20 protein-coding genes and 1 riboswitch are annotated in these 25,225 nt (G+C 34.9%); of the genes, 4 read left to right on the top strand and 16 right to left on the bottom strand.

The genetic code is table 11. From position 1 onward, the window contains the following. Window positions 1-35: 35 nt before the first annotated feature. The 4 genes from NiCM35_RS04845 to NiCM35_RS04830 form a co-directional block, all read right to left on the bottom strand. The gene (locus tag NiCM35_RS04845) at window positions 36-1,664 is read right to left on the bottom strand and encodes a catalase (RefSeq protein ID WP_123260876.1); all 1,629 of its coding nucleotides are present in this window, start codon (window positions 1,662-1,664) and stop codon (window positions 36-38) included. Between the two features lie 563 nt (window positions 1,665-2,227). Beyond that, window positions 2,228-2,641 carry a GNAT family N-acetyltransferase gene (locus tag NiCM35_RS04840; protein WP_095328834.1) on the bottom strand — a complete coding sequence of 138 codons (414 nt, stop codon included), beginning with the start codon at window positions 2,639-2,641 and terminating at the stop codon, window positions 2,228-2,230. A gap of 119 nt (window positions 2,642-2,760) precedes the next feature. Beyond that, complete coding sequence (locus tag NiCM35_RS04835; RefSeq protein WP_123257703.1) at window positions 2,761-3,516, bottom strand: DUF1048 domain-containing protein; 756 nt, start codon at window positions 3,514-3,516, stop codon at window positions 2,761-2,763. After that, on the bottom strand, window positions 3,517-3,849 hold the full coding sequence (locus NiCM35_RS04830; protein ID WP_095328832.1) for a PadR family transcriptional regulator: 333 nt from the start codon (window positions 3,847-3,849) through the stop codon (window positions 3,517-3,519). A 203-nt stretch (window positions 3,850-4,052) separates the two neighbouring features. On the opposite strand from NiCM35_RS04830, the gene NiCM35_RS04825 reads away from it, so the two are divergent. Next, window positions 4,053-4,556 carry a hypothetical protein gene (locus NiCM35_RS04825; protein WP_095328831.1) on the top strand — a complete coding sequence of 168 codons (504 nt, stop codon included), beginning with the start codon at window positions 4,053-4,055 and terminating at the stop codon, window positions 4,554-4,556. A gap of 60 nt (window positions 4,557-4,616) precedes the next feature. On the opposite strand, the gene NiCM35_RS04820 is transcribed toward NiCM35_RS04825, so the two are convergent. The 3 genes from NiCM35_RS04820 to map all read right to left on the bottom strand — a co-directional run bounded on the left by NiCM35_RS04820 (window position 4,617) and on the right by map (window position 8,121). Continuing rightward, the gene (locus NiCM35_RS04820; protein ID WP_095328830.1) at window positions 4,617-6,017 is read right to left on the bottom strand and encodes an amino acid permease; all 1,401 of its coding nucleotides are present in this window, start codon (window positions 6,015-6,017) and stop codon (window positions 4,617-4,619) included. Between the two features lie 155 nt (window positions 6,018-6,172). Then, window positions 6,173-6,351: riboswitch (Lysine riboswitch) on the bottom strand. Window positions 6,352-6,615: 264 nt separating this feature from the next. Then, the gene (locus NiCM35_RS04815; RefSeq protein ID WP_341182201.1) at window positions 6,616-7,032 is read right to left on the bottom strand and encodes a hypothetical protein; all 417 of its coding nucleotides are present in this window, start codon (window positions 7,030-7,032) and stop codon (window positions 6,616-6,618) included. 345 nt (window positions 7,033-7,377) lie between these two features. Then, entirely contained in the window at window positions 7,378-8,121 is a 744-nt protein-coding gene (gene map, locus NiCM35_RS04810) for a type I methionyl aminopeptidase (RefSeq protein ID WP_341182200.1), read from the bottom strand. 301 nt (window positions 8,122-8,422) lie between these two features. On the opposite strand from map, the gene NiCM35_RS04805 reads away from it, so the two are divergent. After that, complete coding sequence (locus NiCM35_RS04805; protein ID WP_095328827.1) at window positions 8,423-9,064, top strand: LysE family transporter; 642 nt, start codon at window positions 8,423-8,425, stop codon at window positions 9,062-9,064. A gap of 42 nt (window positions 9,065-9,106) precedes the next feature. Here the strand turns inward: NiCM35_RS04805 and NiCM35_RS04800 are convergent, their stop codons facing one another. The 9 genes from NiCM35_RS04800 to NiCM35_RS04760 all read right to left on the bottom strand — a co-directional run bounded on the left by NiCM35_RS04800 (window position 9,107) and on the right by NiCM35_RS04760 (window position 23,252). Further along, window positions 9,107-10,555: an alpha-amylase gene (locus tag NiCM35_RS04800; protein WP_095328826.1), complete on the bottom strand. Its 1,449-nt coding sequence runs from the start codon at window positions 10,553-10,555 to the stop codon at window positions 9,107-9,109. Between the two features lie 171 nt (window positions 10,556-10,726). After that, the gene (locus tag NiCM35_RS04795) at window positions 10,727-12,709 is read right to left on the bottom strand and encodes a methyl-accepting chemotaxis protein (RefSeq protein WP_433778787.1); all 1,983 of its coding nucleotides are present in this window, start codon (window positions 12,707-12,709) and stop codon (window positions 10,727-10,729) included. A gap of 164 nt (window positions 12,710-12,873) precedes the next feature. Continuing rightward, entirely contained in the window at window positions 12,874-14,043 is a 1,170-nt protein-coding gene (locus NiCM35_RS04790; RefSeq protein WP_371471786.1) for a M20 family metallopeptidase, read from the bottom strand. 182 nt (window positions 14,044-14,225) lie between these two features. After that, window positions 14,226-15,032: an adenosylmethionine decarboxylase gene (speD, locus tag NiCM35_RS04785; RefSeq protein WP_095328823.1), complete on the bottom strand. Its 807-nt coding sequence runs from the start codon at window positions 15,030-15,032 to the stop codon at window positions 14,226-14,228. A gap of 115 nt (window positions 15,033-15,147) precedes the next feature. Beyond that, complete coding sequence (gene glsA, locus NiCM35_RS04780; protein WP_095328822.1) at window positions 15,148-16,077, bottom strand: glutaminase A; 930 nt, start codon at window positions 16,075-16,077, stop codon at window positions 15,148-15,150. Window positions 16,078-16,190: 113 nt separating this feature from the next. Beyond that, window positions 16,191-18,392 carry a sensor domain-containing protein gene (locus NiCM35_RS04775; protein ID WP_433778783.1) on the bottom strand — a complete coding sequence of 734 codons (2,202 nt, stop codon included), beginning with the start codon at window positions 18,390-18,392 and terminating at the stop codon, window positions 16,191-16,193. Window positions 18,393-18,812: 420 nt separating this feature from the next. Next, window positions 18,813-20,609 carry a carbon starvation protein CstA gene (cstA, locus tag NiCM35_RS04770; protein ID WP_433778781.1) on the bottom strand — a complete coding sequence of 599 codons (1,797 nt, stop codon included), beginning with the start codon at window positions 20,607-20,609 and terminating at the stop codon, window positions 18,813-18,815. A 149-nt stretch (window positions 20,610-20,758) separates the two neighbouring features. Continuing rightward, the gene (locus tag NiCM35_RS04765; protein WP_095328817.1) at window positions 20,759-21,499 is read right to left on the bottom strand and encodes a LytR/AlgR family response regulator transcription factor; all 741 of its coding nucleotides are present in this window, start codon (window positions 21,497-21,499) and stop codon (window positions 20,759-20,761) included. Next, on the bottom strand, window positions 21,492-23,252 hold the full coding sequence (locus NiCM35_RS04760) for a sensor histidine kinase (protein WP_095328816.1): 1,761 nt from the start codon (window positions 23,250-23,252) through the stop codon (window positions 21,492-21,494). Before NiCM35_RS04760 ends, NiCM35_RS04765 begins: the two co-directional genes overlap by 8 nt. Window positions 23,253-23,409: 157 nt before the next feature. On the opposite strand from NiCM35_RS04760, the gene NiCM35_RS04755 reads away from it, so the two are divergent. Continuing rightward, window positions 23,410-24,036 (top strand): ribonuclease H1 domain-containing protein, encoded by a 627-nt coding sequence (locus tag NiCM35_RS04755; protein WP_433778778.1) that lies wholly within the window; start codon window positions 23,410-23,412, stop codon window positions 24,034-24,036. 216 nt (window positions 24,037-24,252) lie between these two features. After that, on the top strand, window positions 24,253-25,200 hold the full coding sequence (locus tag NiCM35_RS04750) for a nucleoside hydrolase (RefSeq protein WP_095328814.1): 948 nt from the start codon (window positions 24,253-24,255) through the stop codon (window positions 25,198-25,200). Window positions 25,201-25,225 lie beyond the last annotated feature (25 nt).

The raw sequence follows: 25,225 nt of genomic DNA, 5'->3' as shown, positions 1-25,225 counted from the left end.
TTAGTAGCTGTTTTTTCTATCTACCATTCCACTTATTAATAAGGATCAGCTTCATGGCTTTTCTTCACGGCATCTTTTGTAGCTTCATTGGCATCTATTGTTCCTTGCCCATATTTTGATTGACCTGCTTCACGCCCTGGAACATTTTCTTTGGCCATTTCTTTCATCTCTTTCATTTTCGTTTCGATGCCCTCTTTTACACGGCGGCCATAATCTTCATCTGCTTGTGTAAAGTGTTCAATCATTGCATTTTGAATTTTTTCATCACAGATTGCCAGTGCTTCCGATAGGTTTTTTATTAATTCTTCGCGCTCCCAATCTTCAAAGCTTCTGTATGTGTGACCAGCTTGTCCATAGTTATTAGGTCGGTCTATTGGTGCACTCATCGCCGCAGCATTATAGGTCGGCTGATGAGGCACCCGCTCTTCTTTCCCTGCCTCCTTAAAACCACCAAGCATAGATGGTTCATAGTTGATATGTGGGTTGTCCCCAGATTCTTTCGGATCACGTACATCCATTTGCCCACGATGTTGATTTGTGCGCACAGGTGCTTTTGGAGCGTTTACTGGTACTTTCAGATAATTTGCACCAACACGATAGCGTTGAGTATCAGAGTAAGAGAAGGTGCGCCCTTGTAACATCTTATCGTCAGAAAAATCCATTCCATCTACAAGTACACCAGTACCGAAAGCGGCTTGCTCAATTTCGGTATGAAAATCGACCGGATTACGATCGAGGACCATACGCCCAACTGGCAACCATGGGAATTTATCTTCTGGCCAAAGCTTCGTATCATCAAGAGGATCAAAATCTAGTTCTGGATGATAATCATCCTCCATGATTTGCACGTAAAGCTCCCATTCAGGATAATCCCCACGCTCGATTGCTTCATATAAATCTTGTGTAGCGTGGCCAACGTTCTTGGCTTGAATAGATTCTGCTTCCTCTTGCGTCAAATTGCGAATGCCTTGTTTTGGTTCCCAATGGTATTTTACTAATACTGCTTCACCTTGTTCATTTACCCATTTATAAGTGTTCACCCCAGAACCCTGCATATGACGATATGTAGCTGGAATTCCCCATGGTGAGAAAAGGAAGGTTATCATATGTGTAGCCTCAGGAGTGCGGGAAACAAAATCAAACATACGTTGTGGGTTTGGTACGTTTGAAACTGGATCTGCTTTAAAGGCATGTATCATATCTGGAAACTTCATGGCATCACGAATAAAGAATATCTTAAGGTTATTTCCAACCAAATCCCAGTTTCCGTCTTCGGTATACATTTTTACAGCAAATCCACGTGGATCGCGTGCTGTTTCAGGTGAATCCTTCGCCCCAGCAACAGTAGAAAAACGAACCATCAATGGTGTCTTCTTCCCTGCTCCGGAAAACACTTTTGCACGAGTATACTTTTCAACCGGTTCATTTCCTACTTTTCCGTAAGTTTCAAAATACCCAAATGCTCCAGACCCACGTGCATGTACGACACGCTCTGGTACTTCTTCCCGATCAAAATGGGAGATCTTTTCAATAAAATGGTAATTTTCGAGTGTGGCAGGACCGCGGTTCCCAATAGTACGGATGTTTTGATTATCTAATACAGGATGTCCTTGTCGCGTTGTTAACGTTTCGCGATCTTGATCTTGTCCCTTTTTATTATTCATATCTTTTTTCTCTGTCAAATAAATAACCTCCTAGTAATTAGTCATTATTAGTTGTATCCAATAAATGTTAATTCATGCTGTTGGAAGTAAAGGATGGAGTAAAACCATTTAAATATTGGGGTTACGGTATTTTTTTTACTCTCATTCTCAAAGAACTTGCATAATACTAATAAAAGGAATGAAATAGTAAATGGATTACATACCTTTTCTTTATTTACTTTTACCCATTAAATTCTTGGTTAACCTATTTCTATACATGCAAATTCTGGTATAAAATGAAACAGATTTTTAAAGCAGTTAATAGAAAAAAGTAAAAAAAACTATGTAACATATTAAAAGCAACAATGAAAGTAAATTAGATCAATAGTAATAAAGGCTCTTCGATTTGCTGGTTATTAATCGAGTAGATGACCTAATCTATTGGTTCAGACTTTTCCTAGATGTTAAATAGTCATTTCCTTCTTCTTTACACTCCTCCTCTTTAAGTACGTAAATAGTGTTACCAGAATAAGGATGGATATGCACAAGAAAAAAATAAAAAAACCACATACAAAATGCAGTTTTTAAAGATGGAGAGACATGCCAGGAGCATCTTGTTCTCTTTCTATGAATCCTAATTTTTTATAAAAGGGATGTTTTCCTTTGGCTGAAAATAATTGAATGGATTGAATACCTGATTGCTGGCATTTAGATACGAGCTTTTCAATTATTTGCTTTCCTAATCCTTTGCCCTGCTCATCAGGATGAACCATTACGTCGCAAATTAATGCTTGATATACTCCATCTGATATCATGCGACCAAAGGCGATAAGTTTTTGATCATTATAAATAGAAACAGAGTACCAGCTGTTTTTTGCTGCTTTATACAATTGTTCCCGGGTATAGTTTCCTTTTTTATTTTTTAATAAACCGCTGTCCTCATGTAATCGGGCAAACTTTATGAATGGTGGGAGCTCTTCTGTTATAATGTAATCCATGCTTCTTTTCCCCTTTAATCTTCGAATTCTTATAATTATATTTATACATTATTATGAATTAATATTCAATTATTTTTTACAAAAAAGCATATCTTTTTCAGATATGCTTTAAGAGGTTATTAAGTAGATTTTTGCGCCTTTTTTCCTTGCCAAATTATCCAGATAAAATACCCGAACAAGAATACAAAGAAAATAATGGATGATGTTATAGTCTTCATTTCTTCTGACATAGGTAAAGGTTTTACTAGAAGGTTTGGAAGATAGAGAATAACAGGGAAAAAGACAACCCATGATTTACTCCACCAAGCAAACCAGCATAAATAAACAAAAGGAATAAGAAAGAATAGTAGTTGTTTAGTTACCGTATCAATCATATATACTGGTCCATAATTATTCCCGTAGAACATTAACACAATAAACATTCCTATAATTAATAATTGTAAGGGGAATATTATGGCAAATGCTTTTTTATTAGAGACATTTCTTGATGAAATGAAACGGAATATGACAACGTACATACCAAGCATGACAACACTAATCAATAGAGAACCTAATCCAACTAATAAAGATATTTGATTTTCGCCTAAAATAACTTTTCCAATTAAGGTATAGGCAATTAAACTAATAAATACATGTGGTAATAGTTTCCCCCATTCGATTAAATCTGTCTGCATTTCTTTTGCTAAACTTTCCATATATGCTTTTGGGGAATCTCCCGTTATTTCTGATATATTCTTTCCATTTGCTTCTGCTTCTTGTAAATGATCGGTCAATTCTTCGACAATCTCTTTGATTTCTTTTTCCTTTTTTCCTGTTGTTAATAAATATAGATATAAATTTTCCACAAAAGCTTCTGCTTCTTTCGATAATTTCACTTACTTCTCCTCCCTTATATCTTTTAATAACCAATGTACACTTGTTGCCAGTTCTGTCCACGTATCAGCAAATTCATCTAGGACTTTAGTTCCTTTATCCGCAAGAGAATAATATTTGCGCTTTGGACCAGATGGAGATGCTTTTGTTTCTACTGTAACAAGCTCTTCCTTTTTCATTCGTAAAAGTACAGGATAAATACTTCCTTCACTAATCATGGTAAATCCATAAGCTTCTAATTTTTCAATCATTTCATAACCATAAATCTCTCCTTTGGATATAATTGCAAGTAAACATCCTTCCAAAACTCCCTTTAACATCTGACTTTTTGACATGGACATATATCCTTTCTATTCAGACTATATTGTATAGCAAGATAGACGCTATATTGTATAGCAACATTCTATCTTTAAACTTATCTTACCATATGGTATTTTGCATTGCAAGATACTTGTAGAAAATTAGGCTCATCTTTTTCCAATTAGCTTTCATAGTGGACTTCCACTCCCTCATACAGTAAGGAGAAGGAGGTGGAGTAGTGAAAAAAGTTATTAAAATCTTGTTTTTACCCTTTCTGTTTTTAATTACAGCTTGTTCAACGGATCCAGTTCGAGAGGATTTACTTGAATATGTAAATGAAGATATGAAAACAGCGTTTGAATTAGAAGTAAAGGCTGTTTCTGCATACGATTCTGTTTCGGGTATTAATTATACGGATGATTGGACCATGTATGATACAATCCAAACTACGGTTATACCCAATTATAATGAATTTATTAAAGAGTTGAATTCAGTACAAGTGGAAACAGAGGAATTAAGAGAAATTCATGAAATATATATTGAAGGTGCTGACACACAATACAATGCATTTGTGAAAATACTTACAGCGCTAGAAACACAGGATATCGCGCTAATAGAAGAGGCAAATGCTATGCTGGAGGAAGCTCGTAAACTGATTCGACAATATATGAATGAATTAGATAAACTTGCGAAAGAGCATGAAGTGGAATGGGATGATAATACAGTGAGTGAATCACTTTAATCCGTTATAAGAAAAAATCCGAGAGGTAAAAACAAAGTTTTTACCTCTCGGACAATTGTGTTATTCGGGTTTAGTTCCTTTATTCAATTGGTTATAGAAAAAAATTCCACTTAATAGTAAAAGTACTCCGAAGCTAAATGTTTTAATATCTGCAGTTCCTGCAATAATTACCCATATAGAATATATCGTTGCAATGATACCAATAACAAAGTCTACTCTTCTCGATTTCATGGAAGTATACGTTTCTCCTGACATAACTAATTTTAATTGGAAAATAGACGAAATTAAATAAGGAACAAGATAGCTTAATGTCGCAATATAAATGATAAAGTCAAATGCCTGCGAAATACTCTTTGAAACGGTGGAGAAAATAAACAATTGCCCTAAAATATTGGTCACGACTAAAGAAAAGGTTGGAATACCCTTTTTATTTTCCTTTAAGAAAGCAGGAATAAAAATTCCTTGTTTAGCAGCAGCATAAGGTACTTCTGCGCTTAACATAATCCATCCGATCGTAGAGCCAAATAAGCTGATTAACCCGATAGCTGCTAGTACTTTACCGGCAATTGGTCCCAGTACAGTTTCGATCGCATCGATTAAAGGTTTCTGCGAAGCAATTAGTTCATTTTGGGAAAGAATTCCCATAACAAGTGTGCTTATACCAATATAGATTGCTAATGCAATTAATAGTCCAATAATGGTTGCTTTTTTAACATCTGACTGTTTTTTTGCGCGAGAGGCAAAAACGACGGCCGACTCTACCCCGATAAATGCCCATAATGTGGTGATAGCTGCACTGTTGATTTGTCCGAACAGACCAACCGAATGACCTGATGCATTTACTTTAGGTTCAGCAAATGGAAGGATATTGCTTGTTTCAAATGCAAATAAAGCAATAATAATAAATAGCATAAAACCGATTACTTTTGCTGAAGTAGCGAGTATATTTAATTTTCCTGCATTCTCTAGACCGTTTAAAATGATCCAATGGGTTCCCCATAATAAAATGGTACAAACAAGAAAGGTTAACGCATTTCCCACATAAAGGGTAAAAGAGCCAATATTTATTAATGCTGCTTCACTTGTTAGAATAGGGAAAAAAGTGGATAAATAGCCTGCAAAAGTAGTGATAATGGCAACATTACCCGCTAAATTTCCAATCCAATATCCCCATGTTGACATAAAACCAGATAAAGTAGATTTTTTGGACCCTCGTTTAAATAACTCTTTCGCATAAATTTGTGGACCACCTGTTAATTTTGGTTTGCGTATAGCTAAATTTCCAAATACTAAGGCTGTAACTAACACACCAAATCCGGTTAATAACCATGCAAGAATAACCCCAGCTGGACTTGCGACTTCCGCTAATGAGCGTGGCAGCATAAATATTCCCGAGCCAACCATATTTCCAACGACTAAGGATATTAATATCCCCAATCCTAATTTTCCTTTTGTGTTCATATTTGTCTCCTTTATGATGTATTTTGCTCATGCTAGGACATAGGAGATTTACTTGAAGCCTTATATCTGTATACAATCAATTGTATTTTTATTATTTCTAAGGCATAAAAAAAACACACCTTTAAATGGTGTGAAACGCTAAAACACCATCAGATAAACAGGATAGTTCATCATAGTAAGATCCTATGACAGTTCTGCACCTATTCGTATGCAGACCCAGCTACTATTATCAGAGAATAATAGTGCTTCGGCGATATTTCCTTTCAAAAGCAATCAATAAGCTCTCTGGCTTTCCCTCTTTTTACTAATAAAAATCGCGACCTCTACCTCATCTCGAGCTGATAAGGATTTTGTTATGAAATTACATGTACTAGGTTACGGGATCTGACCATCAATGTCAATGGATATATAAATAGAGGGAAATGTCGCTAAATTCACAATTATAGATTCTTTTATCGTTTATTCGTTTTAAGAACTTTCTAAAAAGCACTGTCAATTGCTTTATTATGTTTTTCCCAATTTTAAATTTTTCTAAACAAATAAGCTCTGCTTTAAAACAGAGCTTAAGTTTACTGTGAAATCGATGGAGTTCAATTGTTTAATGAATCGTGAAAGTATCCTCATATGTCTCTCCCTCTTTCTGCCATTTTACAGCCATTTTATAAATATGCCCTCTTTTCGGACTATTTCCTAAATAAAATTCTGTAGCAAAAGGATGCAGAGTAGTGACTGACCCATCTATGTCTGTTCCTTCCACAAAGGAATCAGTTTGTGCTAATATCTCATCGTTGTCTGTAAATGTTAATTCTTTTACTTCCACTTTTTGTTTATCTAATTGTTTTAATTTACCCTGCCAGCCTGTAGGCTCACTTAGATCTAAATTTTTCTTATAGGTATACTTCCACATGCCATTGTCTGACTTAACAGAAATGGACAGAGTTGAAGCATATGCATAGAAACTTGAAAAAATAACTATAAATAAGACTAAGCCGGTGATTAGAAACTTCTTCTTCAAAAAAATTCTCTCCTTTTCAAGCGGTAAAGCAATTCTCTACTTTGAATTTAGCACCTCACTACTCCTAATTCGAACTATTAATTTACAAATATTTGTCTGCGTGAACACATAAATACATTGTATCACCAGTTTTTCATAAATGAACATAGAATAGGGATATCTTACAATCTCAAATTGAACTTTTTCAGTGTCTTCCCTGTAGCAAAGTAGTCATACTTGTCCTTGTCATAGTGAACAGTTGTCGCAAAAAGGAATAAAAAAAGACCATAGGCGAAGACCTTGAATTGTAAGGTGTTTGTCTATGGTCTGGTACTTTATTTTGGTACAGAGCTTGCATCTTTATATTTATAAAGTTGTTATAATTGGTTTATCTTTTGTAATAATTACAGTGTGCTCATACTGGGCAACATAGCTTTTATCTTTAGTAGTAAATGTCCAGCCATCATTTCCTTCATCTACTTCCTCTGAACCGGTTGATATAAATGGTTCAAAAGCGATTACCATTCCATCTCGAAGCAGTTCTGTATCCCATGAATCAAAATAATTTAGAATATGATCTGGTTTCTCGTGAAGAGATGTTCCAATTCCATGTCCTGTCAGGTTTTTAATTACCGTAAATCCGTTCTTTTTTGCTGTGTTGTATACAAACTTTCCAATACGATTCTTCTTCGCTCCTGGTTTGAAGCATTTAAGCCCTTCTTCAAAAGCTTCTTGTGCTACTTCACAGAGTTTAATAAGCTTAGGATCGCCATTTCCTACTACAATCGATTTTCCAGTATCAGCGAAATATCCATTTTTGCTTGCAGAAACGTCAATATTAACTAAATCTCCTTCTTGAATGACACGATCACCTGGGATTCCGTGAGCGACCTCTTCATTTACAGATATACAAGTATATCCTGGGAAATCGTACATTTCTTGAGGGGCAGAAACCGCACCATGTTCGGTAAATAACTTTCCAGCCAGATTATCTAATTCTTTTGTCGTCACTCCCGGTACTGTATTTTTTATTAATTCCTCTCTGATAATGCTTACGATTTTCCCGATTTCTTTTAAACCGTTAATGTCTTGTTCACTTTTTACTATCATGTAAATTCTCCTTGTTTATATCAGTTCTCGAATCTTTTTCGCGTATACTATTATATGCTAAATAAAGCACTAAGTAAAAGAAATTCCATTATTATCGCCAAATAAAAAAGAAGAACAGAGAGATGGCTTATTCTTTTTTTAACGTTCTCAATTATGTTGGTTTAAATATTTAGTGAAGTTATTTTGCTAATAAAGTGTTGTTATCCATTGGTTATAAATAAGTTTTCATTTTTCTAATTAAAATCACATATCATCTATTTTTTTTACATAGCATGTACAAGAAAGGATGTGGGAGAAACGAATGTTCAGTATGACCATCTTACTTAGCTATATCTTATTAGGATTAACATTAGCTGCTCCGATTGGTCCAGTAAATTCCGCTAGAATTGATAAAGGAATTAAAAATGGCTTTTGGCATGCTTGGATTGTTGGTTTTGGATCCATGCTTGCAGATGGTATTTTTATGATAATGGTATACATAGGAATGGTTCATTTTCTTGAAATAGAAATCATTCAAATATTTCTTTGGCTATTTGGGGGCTTTATTTTGATTTATACGGGGATGGAAAGTATTGTAGGTGCCCAGCATCTTAAATTGGATTCCCTTCGAGGAAAAGATTCTTTGTTTAAATGTTTTTTAACAGGTTTTATCATGTCTATAACAAGTCCATTATCCATTTTATTTTGGTTAGGCATATATGGCTCGATATTAGCAAAAACGGCCCAAGAAAATGGGACTAGTTCTTTATTGATATATAGCAGTATGATTTTTCTTGGTCTTACTTTATGGGATTTGATTGTAGCTGCTTTAACAAACGGCTTTAGACGTTTTCTTACACTTAGAACTTTAAGAGGCATTTCCATTATTTCTGGTGCTTCCTTAGTTATATTTGGCGTGTACTTTGGTTATCAAGGAATGATGAAATTATTCTTTTCCTCATAAAAAGTGTGGGGATGTTGTTTTTCGCAATATCCCCACACTTTTTTAATCAGCCAATCCCCATACGGAAACACTCTTCGCATTAACAGGAAATTCGCCGTATCCATCTTCATCAATTGTCACGCGATCTTTTCTTGTATTTGTAAAATCGATCCATTCTTCACCACTTCGTGATTCACCAACAAACATTTTTTTGTTTCCATCATCCTTATTGGATATAACAACAGCACATCCGGATTTTTCCATTTCAGCTTCTCCATGGCGAACCCAACCAATTATATTTGGATTATCAAAATAGTCATCCTGTTTGCCGTAAGCCTTTTTCTTGCGAACATATAATAAGGGGTCGATGGCTGCCTTTTTTCCATCTATTGGCTCGTCCCCGCTAATTCCAAAATAATCTCCATAAAATATGGTTGGGTAGCCGTCTTTTCGAAGTAAAATAAGGCTGTAGGCAATTTGCTTAAACCAATCTTCTACCCATGATTCTAATGATTCATTTGGCTGTGTATCATGATTATCAACAAATGTTACACAATTAAGAGGATTTTCTTTTACTAACGTTCCCTCGAAAATCGTTGTTAAATCAAAGTTACTTCCTTCCATGGAGGCAGTATGCAATTTATAGTGTAGTGGGACATCAAATAAATCGATTTTGTAATCCATTTGCTCTAAAAATTCCTGACATTCTTGCAGATCAGCTTTCCAAAATTCACCTACGAAATAAAAATCGTCTTTTTCTTTCAGCAAGGAAGTGGCGAATTTTTTTATAAAATCGTGGTTTATATGTTTAATGGCATCTAATCGATAGCCATCACAATTTAGTGTTTCGTAAAGCCATTTTCCCCATGAAATCATTTCATTTTGGACTAGCTCATTATTATAGTCAATGTTTGCAAACATTAAATAGTCATAATTTCCAAATTCATCATCGACGTTTGAATTCCACATTTTATTATCGCCTACAATGCGGAATACCCCTTCTTTTTTTGTCTTATTATCATAATCGGTTCCGTTAAAATGCTGGAAGTTCCACTTAAAGGATGAATAAGTATCTCCTCTTCCTGGAAAAGTGAATTTTGTCCATGCTTCGATATCATGTGGTTCTGATATCTCTTCTTCTCTATTTTCAGGATTTACTTCAATTGCTTTAAATGTTTCTTTCTCATCTGCTGCTGCTTTGTGATTCATTACCACATCCACATAGACTTGAATTCCGACATTATGACATGCCTCAATAGCTTCCAGTAATTCCTTTTTCGTTCCATATTTTGTACGAATACTGCCCTTTTGATCAAATTCCCCTAAATCATATACATCGTAAACGCCATATCCATTGTCTTCATTGGAGGCAGCTTTCGTCACAGGTGGAATCCAAATGGAATCAATACCAGCTTCTTTTAATTCTCCAGCTTTTTCTTTCAATCGGTTCCAATGTTGACCATCGGCGTCTAAATGCCACTCGAAAAATTGCATCAATGTCTGATTTTCCATCTATCATTTCTCCTACTCCGTATAATTTGTAGCTTTTCTCACAATGAAAATTATTGAGAAGCTTTCATATGAAGTAATACTACCCAAAAATACTATATTTCAAGCCTACTTGAAATATAGTATTTAAAGAAAAGTAATTTTATTTAATGGATAGGAAGACATTTCTTATTATTAATAATGAAATTGACTGATTAGATTTTTTAAATGATCAGCTGTTTCAGCAAGTGTAATGGCAGAAGCAGATACTTCCTCAAAGGATGCGAGCTGCTCTTCAGAAGCTGCTGAAATTTCTTCTGATAATTCAGCATTTTGTTTGCTAAATAAAAGTAATGTATCAAAGGTTTCAGAAAGCAATTTAATGTGTTGATACACCTCTTCAGAAGAGATAGTTACTCGATTAATAATCGGCGTCGTTTCATTCATACTAGTGGAAATAGAGTGAAATGCTGATTTGACCGAAGACATAATGGATAGTCCCCCATCTACTTGCTGATGAACACTTTTCATTCGATCTACTGTTGAATGTGTATCCGTTTGAATCCCTTTTATTAGGTGCTCAATTTCTGTGGCAGAGTGTTGCGTAGTTTCCGCTAATGTTCTAATCTCCTCTGCTACTACCGAAAAACCTTTTCCGCTTTCCCCTGCTCTTGCTGCTTCTATTGCAGCATTAAGAGCCAATAAATTCGTTTGGTTTGCAATGGAACTTATCAATTGAATAATTGATTCCACTTCTTTTGAACGCTTATTCAGATCATCAATTTGTTTATCAGACTTATTGACTGATTCCACAATTAGCTGCATTTGTTCTTCTGCTTGATAGATGGCGCGTTCTCCTTCTTTCGCTTTTTCAACTGTCATTGTGCTTAAATTGGACATGGACAACGAGTTTTCTCTAATAAATCCCGTTCTCTCGGTGATCTCTTTCAGCTTAGTAGAATTTGCTTCTATCTGTTGTTTTTGATAATCAGCTTTAGATGCTATTTCTTGGGTAACAGACACTAAATCTTCAACAACCTTCGTTGATGAAGTAGAGCTGATGGTAAGATTCTCACTAGAGGCAGCAACTTGGCTGATACTTTTTTCCATATAGATAATAATGTGCCTTAAACTATCTTGCATTTTCTGAAAGGAAGAAGTTAAATGACCAATTTCGTCTTTCCTTTTAACAATTAGTTTTTGTGTTAAATCACCTTTCCCAACTAGTCCTGCTTTTTCTTTTAATTGATTTAGTGGCTTAAGGATAGATTGGGTATTGAAATAAATAAGAATGGAACCAATGAAAACAAAAAGAATGATGGCCCAAAATGATGCTTTTAAGATTGGAGATGAAGCCTCTGATACTTCTTTTGCATACATGGACCCTGCTATTTTCCAGCCTGTAAGCTTATTGGTGAGATAAGTAAGTTTTTTTTCTTTGTTATCCAAACTATATGTAAAAGTCCCGTATTCTTTCCTATTCATCTGCTCGATATAGTTTTCTGTACCGATTTCTCCAATTTTTTCGATAGGATGTGCCATATAAGCATTATTTTCATCAATAAGGAAAGCATATCCTTTTTTACCTATTGTGACATTGCTCACAATAGATTGTATGGCACTAAGTTTAATCTTTAAACCAATTACTTTATCGCTATCTTTGGTGCTTCCAGCAATCGTAACAACCATTTCATTTGTACTTGCAGATATGTATGGATCAGAAATATAAATTTCTTCAGGGCTCTCTTCTGCTTTAATAAACCATTCACTTGCGGTTGGATCGTAATTATCTGCCATTTGCCTATCTGGCTTTTGTATATATTGTCCTTGCTTTGTAGCATAAAATATGCTGTCAATGTCATCATAAAAATAATAATAGTCTTCTAGTGTAGCAAGTATTTGCTCGTTTGATACAGGTTTACTTTCTTCTCCCCAATCTTTTCGAAGTTTATCCACTTGCTTTATTTTAGTGGATAATTCGCTGTTGATATTTTCGTCTAACCGTTTAACTTGCTGGGAAGCATTGTCCATTATTTCTTCCTCTAGCTGATTTTTGGAATTGAAGTAGGAAAAGCTCCCAATAAAGATAGTTGGAATAAATAATAGAACAAAAAAGCTTGCATAAAGTTTCTTTTTAATCGTCATGCTGTAATGAAATCGCTTTAGTATTTTTCTCATTTTGATTAATAGCTCCTTTACTATTGAGAATAGGACCTACTTATTATAAATGAATCTTTTTCTTCTATATCGAAAGAAGGATAAATGTCATAAAAATGCCTTAATTTAACAAAAAAAAACCTTACATTCAAATTTGGTTATCATTTGAATGTAAGGGAAAAGTACTAGTTTTTATTTTTTATAAATTCGGCTTTTATTTCTGCGAGTAATTCTTTATTCGTAAGAATTTCTAAACCTGTAAGAGCCATTGATTTTGCACCTAAAATCATGGCATCTCTACCTTGATCAGACATAGCAGCTTCTCTAAATTCATGAGTATGACAAGCGTATGCCTCATTACAGATTTTTACATAGGGATGAATAGATGGAACTACTTGGCTGACATTGCCCATATCAAGGGATCCTGAACCATCCCGCTGCTCCTGTATTTCAGATGCATCTACGCCTAAATCAACAAGCTGTTTTGTAAATAAATCAGATAAAGTTTGGTTGGTAATCATATCATCATAGGAGAATTCATAGAAACTAGATTTAACTGTAGCACCTGTTTGCAGGGCAGCTCCCTCTGCACATTGTTTTACTTTTTCTACTAATTTATTAACTTCTTCTCTTTTTCCTGCTCGGACATAAAACTGTGCAACAGCATAGTCAGGGACAATATTTGCCGCTTTTCCACCTTCTGTGATTACTCCATGGATACGCGCATCTGACTTTATATGCTGTCTTAGAGCATTGATACTATTAAAGGTCTGTAATACAGCATCTAGTGCATTAATGCCTAAATGCGGGCTTGCTGCAGCATGAGCAGCTTTGCCGAAAAATTCAAATTGGATAGCGTCCATTGCAAGTGAATCGCCGCTCGTCATATAATTATCTAATGGATGGACCATCATTGCCACATCTAGCTCCTCAAAAATTCCTGCTTCTGCCATTGTTACTTTCCCGCCTTTTGTTTCCTCAGCAGGCGTACCGTAAACAATCACTTTTCCTCCTGTTTCGCTTAAAACTTTACTAAGACCAATTCCAGCAGCAATTCCCATAGTCCCGATTAAATTATGTCCACATGCATGACCAAGCTCAGGAAGTGCATCATATTCTGCCATATAGCCGATAACGGGACCATCATTGCCGCTGTCAAAGGTTGCTTTAAAGGCAGTAGGTAAATCACAGATCCCTATTTCAACGTTAAAACCATGCTGTTTTAAGGTATCAGTTAAAATTTCACAAGCTTTAAATTCTTCATGGCCTAACTCAGGATTTTCTCCAATATAAATACTTATATCTTTAAATTTTGCTTCGTTTTCATTAATTGTATCTAGGATGATTTGTTTCATCATTTTCGCACCTTTCTATCTTTCTACAATAATAGTTTACCAATTTTTTATAAAAAAGCTAGAAAAATATGTTTAAAAATAATATCGTTAGTATATTTATACATTAGATTTATAAATATCTTACGATAAATGAAGAAACTGGCTTCGCTTTATTTAAAAGTTGTCGCCAGTTTTGTAATAGATCACTTTATATTTTTCCCATAAAAAATTTCATTCATTTCCTGTGTGAGTTTTGCTGTTATCATCATACGATCATCTTCAGTCAGTTCTTCTTCTTTACAGGCAAATAAATAATTATTTAAATGGAATTGTTTTAACTTGCATTTTGTATGAAATATATTTTCTTGATAGATATTAGCATCAATCATATCAAATTGTGATTTTGCTTCTTCGGGAATATAGTTTTGAATGGAATTGATATCATGATCGATAAATAGTTTATGCCCAAGTATATCACGGGTAAATCCCCTTACACGATAATCTATAATCATTATATCTGTATCAAAAGAGTGGATTAAATAGTTTAGTGCTTTTAATGGCGAAATTTCTCCACACGTCGAAACATCAATATCGGCACGAAATGTACTGATTCCTTCATCTGGATGATATTCAGGATATGTATGGACCGTTATATGGCTTTTGTCGAGATGCATAACAACGGAGCCTGGAAGTGGTCCAGGTGATTCCTTAAATACTTCTTTTGAAGTATCAGCAACTGGTCCCTCAGATACGAGCAGTGTTACACTTGCTCCTTGTGGTTCATAGTCTTGCTTTGCAATATTTAGAACATGTGCGTCAATAATATCGGAAACATTTTTCAAGATTTTTGTCAGCCGCTCAGCGTTATACTGCTCATCGATATATTGAAGATAAGCTTCTCTCTCGCTTTTTGTTCGAGTATAACAGATATCATACATATTAAAGCTCAATGACTTAGTTAAATTGTTAAAACCATGTAATTCTATACGCTGCTGAGGTGTTAAACTCATGTTTATCCCCCTTTTAAACAATTGGTACAGTTATGTTACCCGAACAGATTGGGGAATAACCAAAAAATCACTAATCCTCATTTTTAATAGAAAAGATTAGTGATAAGCTTTATTATTAGAACATACTTAAATCATATTTTTTTGCAAGAATTTCTAATAGTTTTAAGCCCGCAACACTATTGCCTTTGTCATCTAGTGCGGGACCAGAAATGCCAATTCCAAAGCGAGAAGGTACTGCGCCTAAAATTCCGCCGGAAACACCACTTTTTGCAGGGATTCCGACCCGAACAGCGAATTCTCCAGATGCATTATACATGCCGCATGTAACCATAAATGTTTTGCAAATACGAGCTACATGTGCTGGCATTAACTGTTTGTTTGTGACAGGTTCCTTACCATCTAAAGCAAATACGATCCCGATTCGTGCTAAATCTAAACAATTTACTTCGATTGAACATTGCTTTGTATATAAATCCAATAATTCTTCCACATCTTCATTAATGATGCCATGTTGTTTCATAAAGAAACAAAGTGCTCTATTCAAATGCGATGTATCAAATTCTGATTTAGCCACCTCTGCTGAATAACCTATATCACTATTTCCTGATAAGAGCTTAACAAATTCAATGATCTTCTGGAATCGTTCATCGACTGTGTTCCCTTCAATCATATGAGTAACAGCAAGAGCGCCTGCGTTTATCATCGGATTTAATGGCTTCGATGGGTTACTCATTTCTAGTTTTACAATAGAATTAAATGGATCGCCAGTAGGCTCATAGCCAACTTTACTAAAAACATACTCTTCTCCTGATTCAATTAGTGCTAATGCTAAAGTAATGACTTTTGAAATGCTTTGTAAAGTAATTTTCTCATGAATGCAGCCTGCTGAATAACATGTACCATCAGAGTGATAAATAGCTACAGATAAATCATCTGGGTTTGCTTTGCTAAGTGCTGGGATATAATCAGCAACTTTCCCATTATGTGTATATTGTTTTGCTTCTAACAAGATACTTTCTAATTCTTCATTAGATTGACAAGGCATTTTTTCACCAACTTTACGAAAAATTTTTGCATCCCTTTTTATAAAATATAAAAAAGAATTTCTTTATGATAATAGTATATCCTTAGAAACAAAAAATGAAAAAGATTTCTCGTTTATAAATAGTACTTTTCTAACTCAGATGAGGTCAATGGTTTGCTAAAGTAATAACCTTGTACGATATCGCATTGATGTTTAATGAGAAAATCGATTTGATTTTCTGTCTCTACTCCTTCTGCAATGACAAAAAAATTCATATTATGTCCCATATCAATAATGACTTTAGCTAAAGAGCCTTTGTGGATAGGATGGCAAATATCATCGATAAAAGTTTTATCAATTTTAATGGTATCAATAGGCAGTGATGTTAAATAACTTAACGAAGAATAGCCTTTGCCAAAATCATCAATCGATATTTGAAAGCCAAGGTTTTTAATATTAGCTAATTCGATTTGGGCTAATTCAATATTTTGCATAATGCTTTCCGTTATCTCTAACTCGAATTTTTCTGGATTTATTTCTAATCTTGTTATTTCTTTTTGTAGAAAAGGTATGAAATCAGTGTATTGAATTTGACGAGCCGAAATATTGATAGCAAGTTTTAAATCTTTTTTTCCTTCTCTTTCCCATTTCTTTTTCTGCGCAAATGCCTCCGTTATGACCCATTCTCCAATCGATAGTATTAGATTAGATTCCTCAGCAATTGGGATAAATTCATCTGGAGACAAATAGCCGTATACCGGGTGTTTCCAACGTAGCAGAGCTTCGACACCAAATATGCTGCCAGTATAGATATTGATTTGCGGCTGATAGTACAACTCTAGTTCTTTATTGCTAATAGCTCTTCTTAGTGCCATCTCCAATTCCATTTTTCGCGCTCCTTTTTCTGCAATGGAAGCGGAGTAAAATTGAAAATTATTTTTTCCCTGGTCTTTGGCAACATACATCGCTGTATCGGCATTTTTTATTAATGATTCTTGATCTTTTCCGTCTAATGGATACATACTGATACCGATACTTGGTGTCACGAAAAATTCGTCATCTTTCACTACAATAGGATAAGAAAAGTGGTTTATTATTTTTTGGGCAGTCTCAGCTGTTTCTAATTTTGTTTTATTCTCTAATAGAATTAAAAATTCATCTCCCCCCAGGCGAGCAACAAAATCATTTTTTTCGATAGCTGATTGCAAAATAGTAGATACTTCTTGTAAAATGATATCTCCTATCCCATGTCCTTTCGTATCATTTATTCGTTTAAATTGATCCAAGTCTAAAAACAATATAGACATTCTTTCCACTTCTTGGTTATAGAGTCGATCATTTAAATGATGCATACAACTGTTTCGATTTGGTAATTTTGTTAGCGTATCTGTGAAAGCTAGTTCTTTAATTTTTAATTCCGCCTGTTTCCGGGATGTAATATCTCTTCCAACAACCAAAACAGCTTCTTGTCCGCCAAAAAGAATTGGCATGCAATTGATTTCCAAAAATACGTTTTTCGTTAATTCTTTCGTCAATTCAATTTCCATCTCAACGACATTTTGGTTTAACTTTTTGCTTTTCTTATATTGTTGCACAATATTTTGATAAGTATCTGCAAAAAGTAAATCGCTTATGGCTAGTCCCTGTAAAGAACTATAGTCTTTACCTAACATTTTGGTGCCAGCCTTATTTATATATTGAAACTTGTAATCAACTACTACTGCAATAATATCTGGTGAAATATCGACCAGTTTACTGAATTTATCTTCGTTTTCTTTGCTATCCGTTATATCAATTAACACGCTTGTAAACTCGGTCATTTCCCCAGTTGTTTTATCAAATACAGCGATTCCTCTATCTTTTATCCAGCGGATTTTTCCATCTGGTTTAATAATACGATAAGTGCTGACAACGACATCTTGATGGGTTAAAAGCTCTGCTCGTTCCGCCAAAACTTCTTGATCAGCTGGGTGGATTACATCTTTCCACAAATTGTAATTTTTATAAAATGCCTCTGCTGAATAACCATAAATAGCTTCAATTCCAGCTGTTACCATTAATTTATTTGTTTTCAAATCATGAAACCAAATCGCAATGTCCAGTGTGTCAAAAATAGACTGTAATTTTTTATTGCTTTGAGCAAATTCGCCAAGTACATAGGTGAACTTTTTTATTAATTGATAAAAAACATATAGTAAGCCACTAGTAATAATTAATTGCAGTAGAATAAAAAGCTCTTTATTTATAGAAGCAGCAAAGATATTTAAAATTACAGATAAAAGTACAAAAAAACAAATGGCTACCATCCATTTTGTTTCACTGTGTTTATAATCCATAGAAGAACTCCTTACGTTTATTTATGTCAAGAAAATTTTTATTAAAATTATTACTAGGTAATATAACAAAAATACTTCTCCCTTACTATCCATAATTCCATAAAGTTAAACTATTGACAATAAGTTTTTAAGTATACGTATACATAGAATACACTTATTAGGATTCGTTTATAATTTTTATTTGAGAAATCTATTTATTGGGGGAAGATAGTGTGGATATATGCAAAATGGGAATGGACATGGGAATAAGAACAAATCTAAATCTTTTTATAGTCACTTCCATTTTTAAAATATAAGTCAGATGGAAAATCAATTTTCAAATGAATAAAAAACCCAAACAATCATACGAAATAACACAGCAAGATTCGTAGATTATTTGGGTATAGCTTTGACAGGAAAATTAGTTTAAACCATTCTATCTTAATTTAGATTCGGTGCTTCCACATGAACGCGGGGCGTATTCCAGGTGTCAAACCATTTTTTGGTTGCAGCTATAATTATGATAACCCCTAATATTAGCATGATGATTGATAGTACGGCATTAAGCACATTATAACCTGACGCTTCTGGGTTTAAATAAACGTTTTTAACCATCCACACCCCAGCATAATTTACTGTTACAAATAAATATGCCATCGGTATAAGACAAGTCAGCATATATCTACGTTTATCAGCCACTTTTAAAATAACGGTTGCTCCAACAATCAGCCCGATCGTTGCCATGAGCTGATTTGAGACACCGAATAGTGCCCATACCGAGCTAATATCTCCTGAAAATAAGAGATATCCCCACATTAAACATGCTAATGCACTTGCGAAAATAGAACCAGGCAGCCAATCCACTCTTTTTAGTGGTTTGTAGAACTCACCAAGAAAATCTTGAATTAAATAGCGTGCAGTTCTCGTCCCTGCATCAATGGCTGTTAATATAAAGACCGCTTCAAACATAATCACAAATTGGAAGAAATAAGATGCTAGATGGGAGAACCAAGAAATTTCTGTGAAAATATAAGACATTCCAACTGCTAAGGTAACTGCCCCTCCCGTTCTTCCTTCTAAATCAATGCCGATTTCACGACTTAATTCTGGTAAGTTTGATACACTCATGCCAAGTGTTCGAAATACTTCTTGGCTAGAATTGATCGCGAAATAATCTCCGGGATGAAGAGCAGTTGCAGCAATAAGTGCCATAATCCCTACTAAACATTCGACGAGCATCGCACCAAAACCAACTACTTTAATATCAGTCCACTTATCAAGCATCTTTGGTGTTGTGCCAGAGCCGACAAAGGCATGAAATCCGGAAATAGCACCACATGCAATCGTAATGGAAATAAACGGCCATACTGGTCCTGCGATAACTGGTCCCCCTCCATTTACAAATTCCGTAAATGCAGGAAATTCAATAGCAGGGTTAATAATAAATACACCAATAATAAGGGCGATAAATACACCGATTTTCATAAAGCTACTTAAATAATCTCGCGGTGCCAATAACAGCCATACAGGTAGAGCAGCTGCAAAGAATGCATAAATAGGAAGAATAATAGCTAATGTTTTTGTATCAAGAGTTAACCAATCTCCCATTACGGTGTCTTGGATCATCGGTCCTACAAATACACCTATCATTAACAGAATAAATCCAATGGTTGTGCATAGTTTGAGATTACCTGTTTTTTTATAAAATATGCCTACACCCATTGCAATTGGGATAGTAATTCCTACCGAGAATGTCCCCCATGGATTTCTTTCTAAAGCATGTAGAACTACCATCGATAAACCAGCCATGGTAATGGTGATAATAAATAACATAGCAAGTCCTGTGCAAAAACCTGCAACGGGGCCAAGTTCTTCCTTTGCTACTTCAGATAATGATTTTCCTTTTTTTCTCATACTCGCAAATAATACGACCGCATCATGTACAGCCCCTCCGATAACAGCCCCAATCAACAGCCAAATCAATCCAGGCAAATAACCAAACTGTGCAGCAAGAATAGGTCCTACAAGGGGACCAGCTGCCGCTATTGCTGCGAAATGGTGTCCAAAGGTCACCCATTTATTGGTCGGTACATAGTCTTTTCCGTCATTAAGTTCATGTGCTGGAGTTTTTTCTTTATCGTTAAGCTTTAATACTTTTACTGCCATAAAAGTCCCATATAACCGATAAGCAATCATTAAAATACAAGCAGATGCAATAACGATTGTAACCGCATTCATTTTATCTACCTCCTTTAATGGTTTTATTATAAAAAATGAAAAGGATAAAAAAGCGTTTTCAAGGTAAAATGCATAGAAAACTAGCTGAAATGCAAAAATGACTGGATAAAATACAATATCCAGTCTGTATATATAACAATTAAAATTACTTAAAATCCGAATAATTGTTTAATCTCTTTTGTATAGTTTCTACTTAAAGGCACTTTTTCGCCATTATTCATGCATAGTAAATACGTAGAATTAAACCATGGTTCGATTTCACAAATTTTTTCTTTATTAACTAAAAAAGACCGATGTACTTTCATAATGGGACTATTTACTAACTTTTGCTCTAATTGCGTTAATGTAAAAGTAATGACCAATTCCTCTTCTTCTGTAATTAGCAATGTTTTGCCATTTTGTGCACTTATATAGACGATTTTATCTAAATCAATAATCTTTATTTTGTCATTGGCTGTGACGGCTAACTTATTACTTTGAAGAGACGATTTGCTTGGCGCTTTTCCGTGTGTTTCTTCTTTAGTTTCGCTCCGCTGATTCTGGATCTTTAAAATCGTTTGATTAATTCGTTCTTCTTCAAACGGTTTTAATATATAATCGACAGCATTTACGTCAAAAGCTTGAAGTGCATATTCATCATATGCAGTTGCAAAGACAATTTCAGGGCGATTTGCGGTATGCTTTAACTGTTCCGCTAAATTCATTCCATTATCTTCCCCAAGTTGAATATCTAAGAAAATAACGTCTATTTTTTGATTATCAATTATGTATAGAGCTGTTTCCAAATCATCACATTCGGCCACTATCTCTATTTTGCTGCTTCTTTTCAAGAGATATTTTAATTCATCTCTTGCTAATGGTTCGTCTTCGACAATTAATGCTTTAATCATCTACTTCCCTCCATATGCTTGGTTCCTTAGAAGGCAATGTAATCATCACCTTTGTTCCTCTATTCCATTCACTTTCAATGGTGAATTTGCCTTTCTCCGCATATAACTTTTTCACTCGTTCCTGAATATTCCAAAGTGCCGTACCTGTTCCTGTACTGGAGGATATATTTTTTTGCCCAATCATGTATAGAGTGTCCTCACTCATGCCTTTCCCATCGTCTTCTGTAATTAATACCATCCTATCTTTCTCTCTATATGCACATATCGTGATGGTCCCAACTGTACCCTTGGAAAAACCGTGACGAATGGAGTTTTCTACTAGAGGTTGTAATGTAAACGGCGGAATAAGGACTTTTTTTAATTCCGGCTCTATGGACTCTTTTATAATAAACTTATTGGGAAATCTCGCTTCTTCTAATGCTAAAAAGGCATGAACATGCTCTAATTCTTGACTTAAAGGGATCAGCATATTTTTAGCCCCTTGTATGTTGCTGCGGAAATAAGTAGATAATCTTTGGATCATCTGCCGCGCTTTTTCTCCATCTGTACGAATTAGCGCAGATATGGTGTTCATACTGTTAAAAAGAAAATGAGGATGAACTTGTGCTTGCAATGCTTTAATTTCTGCATCCTTCCATAATTTTTGTTGTAATTCTGCTTCTGCTAATTCAAGCTGTAAAGAAAATAACTTGCTTAACCCTTCTGCCAAAGTATATTCTACTAATTGAATATTTTTGGGATTGGCAAAATATAATTTAAGAGTGCCGACAGTTTTATTATTTGCTTTCAATGGTAACAAAATGGCAGCGTGCAACGGACATGCTTGATTGCTGCATTGAATCTCATCTTTCTTTTTCGCTATAAGAATATTTCCTTCCCTTAACACTTTTTCTGTTAGTTTGGTAGAAGTTTTCTCTAATGGGATATGATGATCTCCGCCGAGCCCCTCATGTGCCAAAACAATGGATCGATTCGTTATGGATACTGCATCAGCATTAGTAGCTTTTAGCATAATTTTAGCAACTTGCTTGCTAGATTCAGGATTTAGTCCTTGACGAAAGTAAGCAAGCGTAGATTGAGCAATATTTAAAGCAATATTCGTTTGTGCTGCTTTCGTTTTTTCTTCCTCTAACAGAATATTTTGAATGATATAGATAAAAATCAGCATTCCAAACCCATTAATGACAATCATTGGAAAAGCAATGATTTTGACAAGTTCGAATGCAAGCTCAAAAGGGGCAGCAATTAAAAGGATAAATAGCATTTGAATAATTTCCATGGTGATGCCGATAATCACTGCTTTGCTTGCAGAATCCTGTTTAATGGAGTATTTCCTCCCAAGCAGTCCAGTCAATAATCCAGCAGCAATGGTAGATAATCCACAAGCTAGTGCAGTGAATCCACCTAAAGTTAATCGGTGAAGGCCAGCTATTAATCCTACTCCCAGGCCAACTAATGGGCCGCCAATCATTCCACCAATGGCTACCCCCATAATTCTTGTGTTAGCAATAGCACTTGAAACATCTAATTCATGCTGCCATGTATGGGTGCTAATACTTCCTTTTAATATTTCGACTCCAGTATAATTACTAATTATTCCGAAGACGCCAAAGATAAGAATTAACGATAGTTTATCGTGCCATTGTGACTCATGATGAATAATCGATCGGAAAATCTTTATTCTCGATAATAAGAAGGCAAAAATAACTAAAATACCGACTCGTTCAATCATTAGTGGAAGTAATTGCAGCAATTTATTTCCCCTCCCTATTTTACTCAACATCATTATAGTAAATTCCTAGATTTATAGAAAGCCTTTTCAAACATATTGTGGAGATCTGTCAGCATTTTCGTTTCGATCCCTTCCTGTGATATGATTATTTAATAGTTGTGAAAGGTTGGATGAAAATATGGCAGCAAAAAAATATTATGTAGTATGGAATGGTAGAAAAACAGGGGTTTTCTCTACTTGGGCGGAATGTGAAAAGCAAACAAAAGGTTTTAAAGGGGCTTCTTTTAAGTCATTTCCTACTTTGGAGGAAGCAGAAAAAGCCTTTAAGCAAGATGGAAATATATCAAAATCAGCATCCAAAAGTTCTTCCGCTCAAAAACAATCTAATCAAACATTGGCGGCGATTGAGGAAAATAGCATTTCTGTTGATGCGGCATGTAGTGGTAATCCTGGAATGATGGAATATCAAGGCGTTGATACGAAAACAGGAGAAGTTCTTTTCCATTATGGTCCAGTATTCGGTACGAATAATATTGGCGAATTTTTAGGAATTGTACATGCATTAAGTCTTTTGCAAAAACAAGGCAAGAACACCACCATATACAGTGATAGTATGACGGCGTTAGCTTGGGTACGTAATAAAAAGGCTAATACAACATTAGTAAGAGATAAGCGTACAGAAGAATTGTGGCAATTAATTGAGCGTGCCGAAAAATGGCTGAAGCAAAATAACTATTCAAATAAAATTCTAAAATGGGATACGAATAAGTATGGTGAAATCAAAGCAGACTTCGGTCGTAAGTAAGGCTGTTGTTAATAATTATATTGTTTTGAGAACTTGGAGGTTTTCCAAGTTCTTTTTCTTCATTAAACATTCTTGTCACTTAAAGCTTAAATTGAATATTATTAATAAATAGATATTTTATTTAATTTACTAATTATTCACATTGATCTGATAGTATTATAGAATAGGTATAGAAAATAACTAGTTTATAAGTTTATTTACATAGGAGTGAATTTTTTGAAAAAGAAAGTATATTTTAATCATGATGCCGGAATTGATGATTTAGTTTCTCTGTTTCTTCTCTTACAAATGGATGAAGTAGACTTAATTGGTGTATCAGTTATCCCAGCAGATGGCTATTTAGAACCAGGCATCAGTGCAAGTAGAAAGATTATTGATCGATTTGGTCAAGGACCAGTAGAAGTTGCTAGATCTAATTCTCGCGGGGTTAATCCATTTCCGAAAGAATGGAGAATGCACACGTTTTATGTGGATGCCTTGCCGATTTTAAATGAAAGCGGTGAAATAAATACCCCTGAAAGTGAACTTCCAGCACATGAACATTTAATTAAAACAGTAAGGGGAAATCCCGATAAAACAACACTCTTATTTACTGGACCGCTGACAGATTTAGCAAGAGCACTTGAAATCGCTCCAGATATTCAAGAAAAAATTGAAAAATTAGTCTGGATGGGTGGAACATTTTTAGAGGTTGGTAATGTACAGGAACCAGAACATGATGGAACTGCTGAATGGAATGCTTTTTGGGATCCTTGGGCAGTTGCAGCTGTTTGGGCTAGTGATTTACAGATTGAAATGGTAGCGCTAGAAAGTACGAATCAAGTTCCACTAACCCTCTCTGTCCGCAATCATTGGGCATCATTAAGAAAATTTACAGGGATTGATTTTGTTGGTCAATGCTATGCTGCATGTCCTCCTCTTGTTCATGTAGAAACGAACTCTACCTATTATCTTTGGGATGTACTAACAACAGCAACGATTGGAAAAAAAGAACTAGTTAAAATGAAAGAAGTTAAATCAATTGCTTTAACAGAAGCGCCGTCCCAAGGGAGAACCTTAATAAGTGACAATGGCCGGCCTGTTTCTGTTGTATATGATGTAAAGAGAGATGACTTTTTCGCATACATTACCGACTTAGCAAAAATGGCGAAAAATAATTTATAAAAAATATCCGTTCCTATTTGAAAAA

Origin of the sequence: Niallia sp. M35, assembly GCF_050971705.1 — a bacterium.
GTDB lineage: Bacteria > Bacillota > Bacilli > Bacillales > Cytobacillaceae > Niallia > Niallia circulans_A.
This window is presented reverse-complemented; position numbering and strand designations above follow the sequence as displayed.

What these genes read in the sequence shown, in the direction of transcription:
- NiCM35_RS04765 (WP_095328817.1), bottom strand. Translation starts at nt 21,499, where the DNA reads ATGATTAAAGCATTAATTGTCGAAGACGAACCATTAGCAAGAGATGAA.
- NiCM35_RS04845 (WP_123260876.1), bottom strand. Translation starts at nt 1,664, where the DNA reads ATGAATAATAAAAAGGGACAAGATCAAGATCGCGAAACGTTAACAACG.
- NiCM35_RS04840 (WP_095328834.1), bottom strand. Translation starts at nt 2,641, where the DNA reads ATGGATTACATTATAACAGAAGAGCTCCCACCATTCATAAAGTTTGCC.
- glsA (WP_095328822.1), bottom strand. Translation starts at nt 16,077, where the DNA reads ATGCCTTGTCAATCTAATGAAGAATTAGAAAGTATCTTGTTAGAAGCA.
- NiCM35_RS04820 (WP_095328830.1), bottom strand. Translation starts at nt 6,017, where the DNA reads ATGAACACAAAAGGAAAATTAGGATTGGGGATATTAATATCCTTAGTC.
- NiCM35_RS04790 (WP_371471786.1), bottom strand. Translation starts at nt 14,043, where the DNA reads ATGAAACAAATCATCCTAGATACAATTAATGAAAACGAAGCAAAATTT.
- NiCM35_RS04830 (WP_095328832.1), bottom strand. Translation starts at nt 3,849, where the DNA reads ATGTCAAAAAGTCAGATGTTAAAGGGAGTTTTGGAAGGATGTTTACTT.
- NiCM35_RS04795 (WP_433778787.1), bottom strand. Translation starts at nt 12,709, where the DNA reads ATGAGAAAAATACTAAAGCGATTTCATTACAGCATGACGATTAAAAAG.
- map (WP_341182200.1), bottom strand. Translation starts at nt 8,121, where the DNA reads ATGATAGTAAAAAGTGAACAAGACATTAACGGTTTAAAAGAAATCGGG.
- NiCM35_RS04755 (WP_433778778.1), top strand. Translation starts at nt 23,410, where the DNA reads ATGGCAGCAAAAAAATATTATGTAGTATGGAATGGTAGAAAAACAGGG.
- cstA (WP_433778781.1), bottom strand. Translation starts at nt 20,609, where the DNA reads ATGAATGCGGTTACAATCGTTATTGCATCTGCTTGTATTTTAATGATT.
- NiCM35_RS04800 (WP_095328826.1), bottom strand. Translation starts at nt 10,555, where the DNA reads ATGGAAAATCAGACATTGATGCAATTTTTCGAGTGGCATTTAGACGCC.
- speD (WP_095328823.1), bottom strand. Translation starts at nt 15,032, where the DNA reads ATGAGTTTAACACCTCAGCAGCGTATAGAATTACATGGTTTTAACAAT.
- NiCM35_RS04805 (WP_095328827.1), top strand. Translation starts at nt 8,423, where the DNA reads ATGTTCAGTATGACCATCTTACTTAGCTATATCTTATTAGGATTAACA.
- NiCM35_RS04775 (WP_433778783.1), bottom strand. Translation starts at nt 18,392, where the DNA reads ATGGATTATAAACACAGTGAAACAAAATGGATGGTAGCCATTTGTTTT.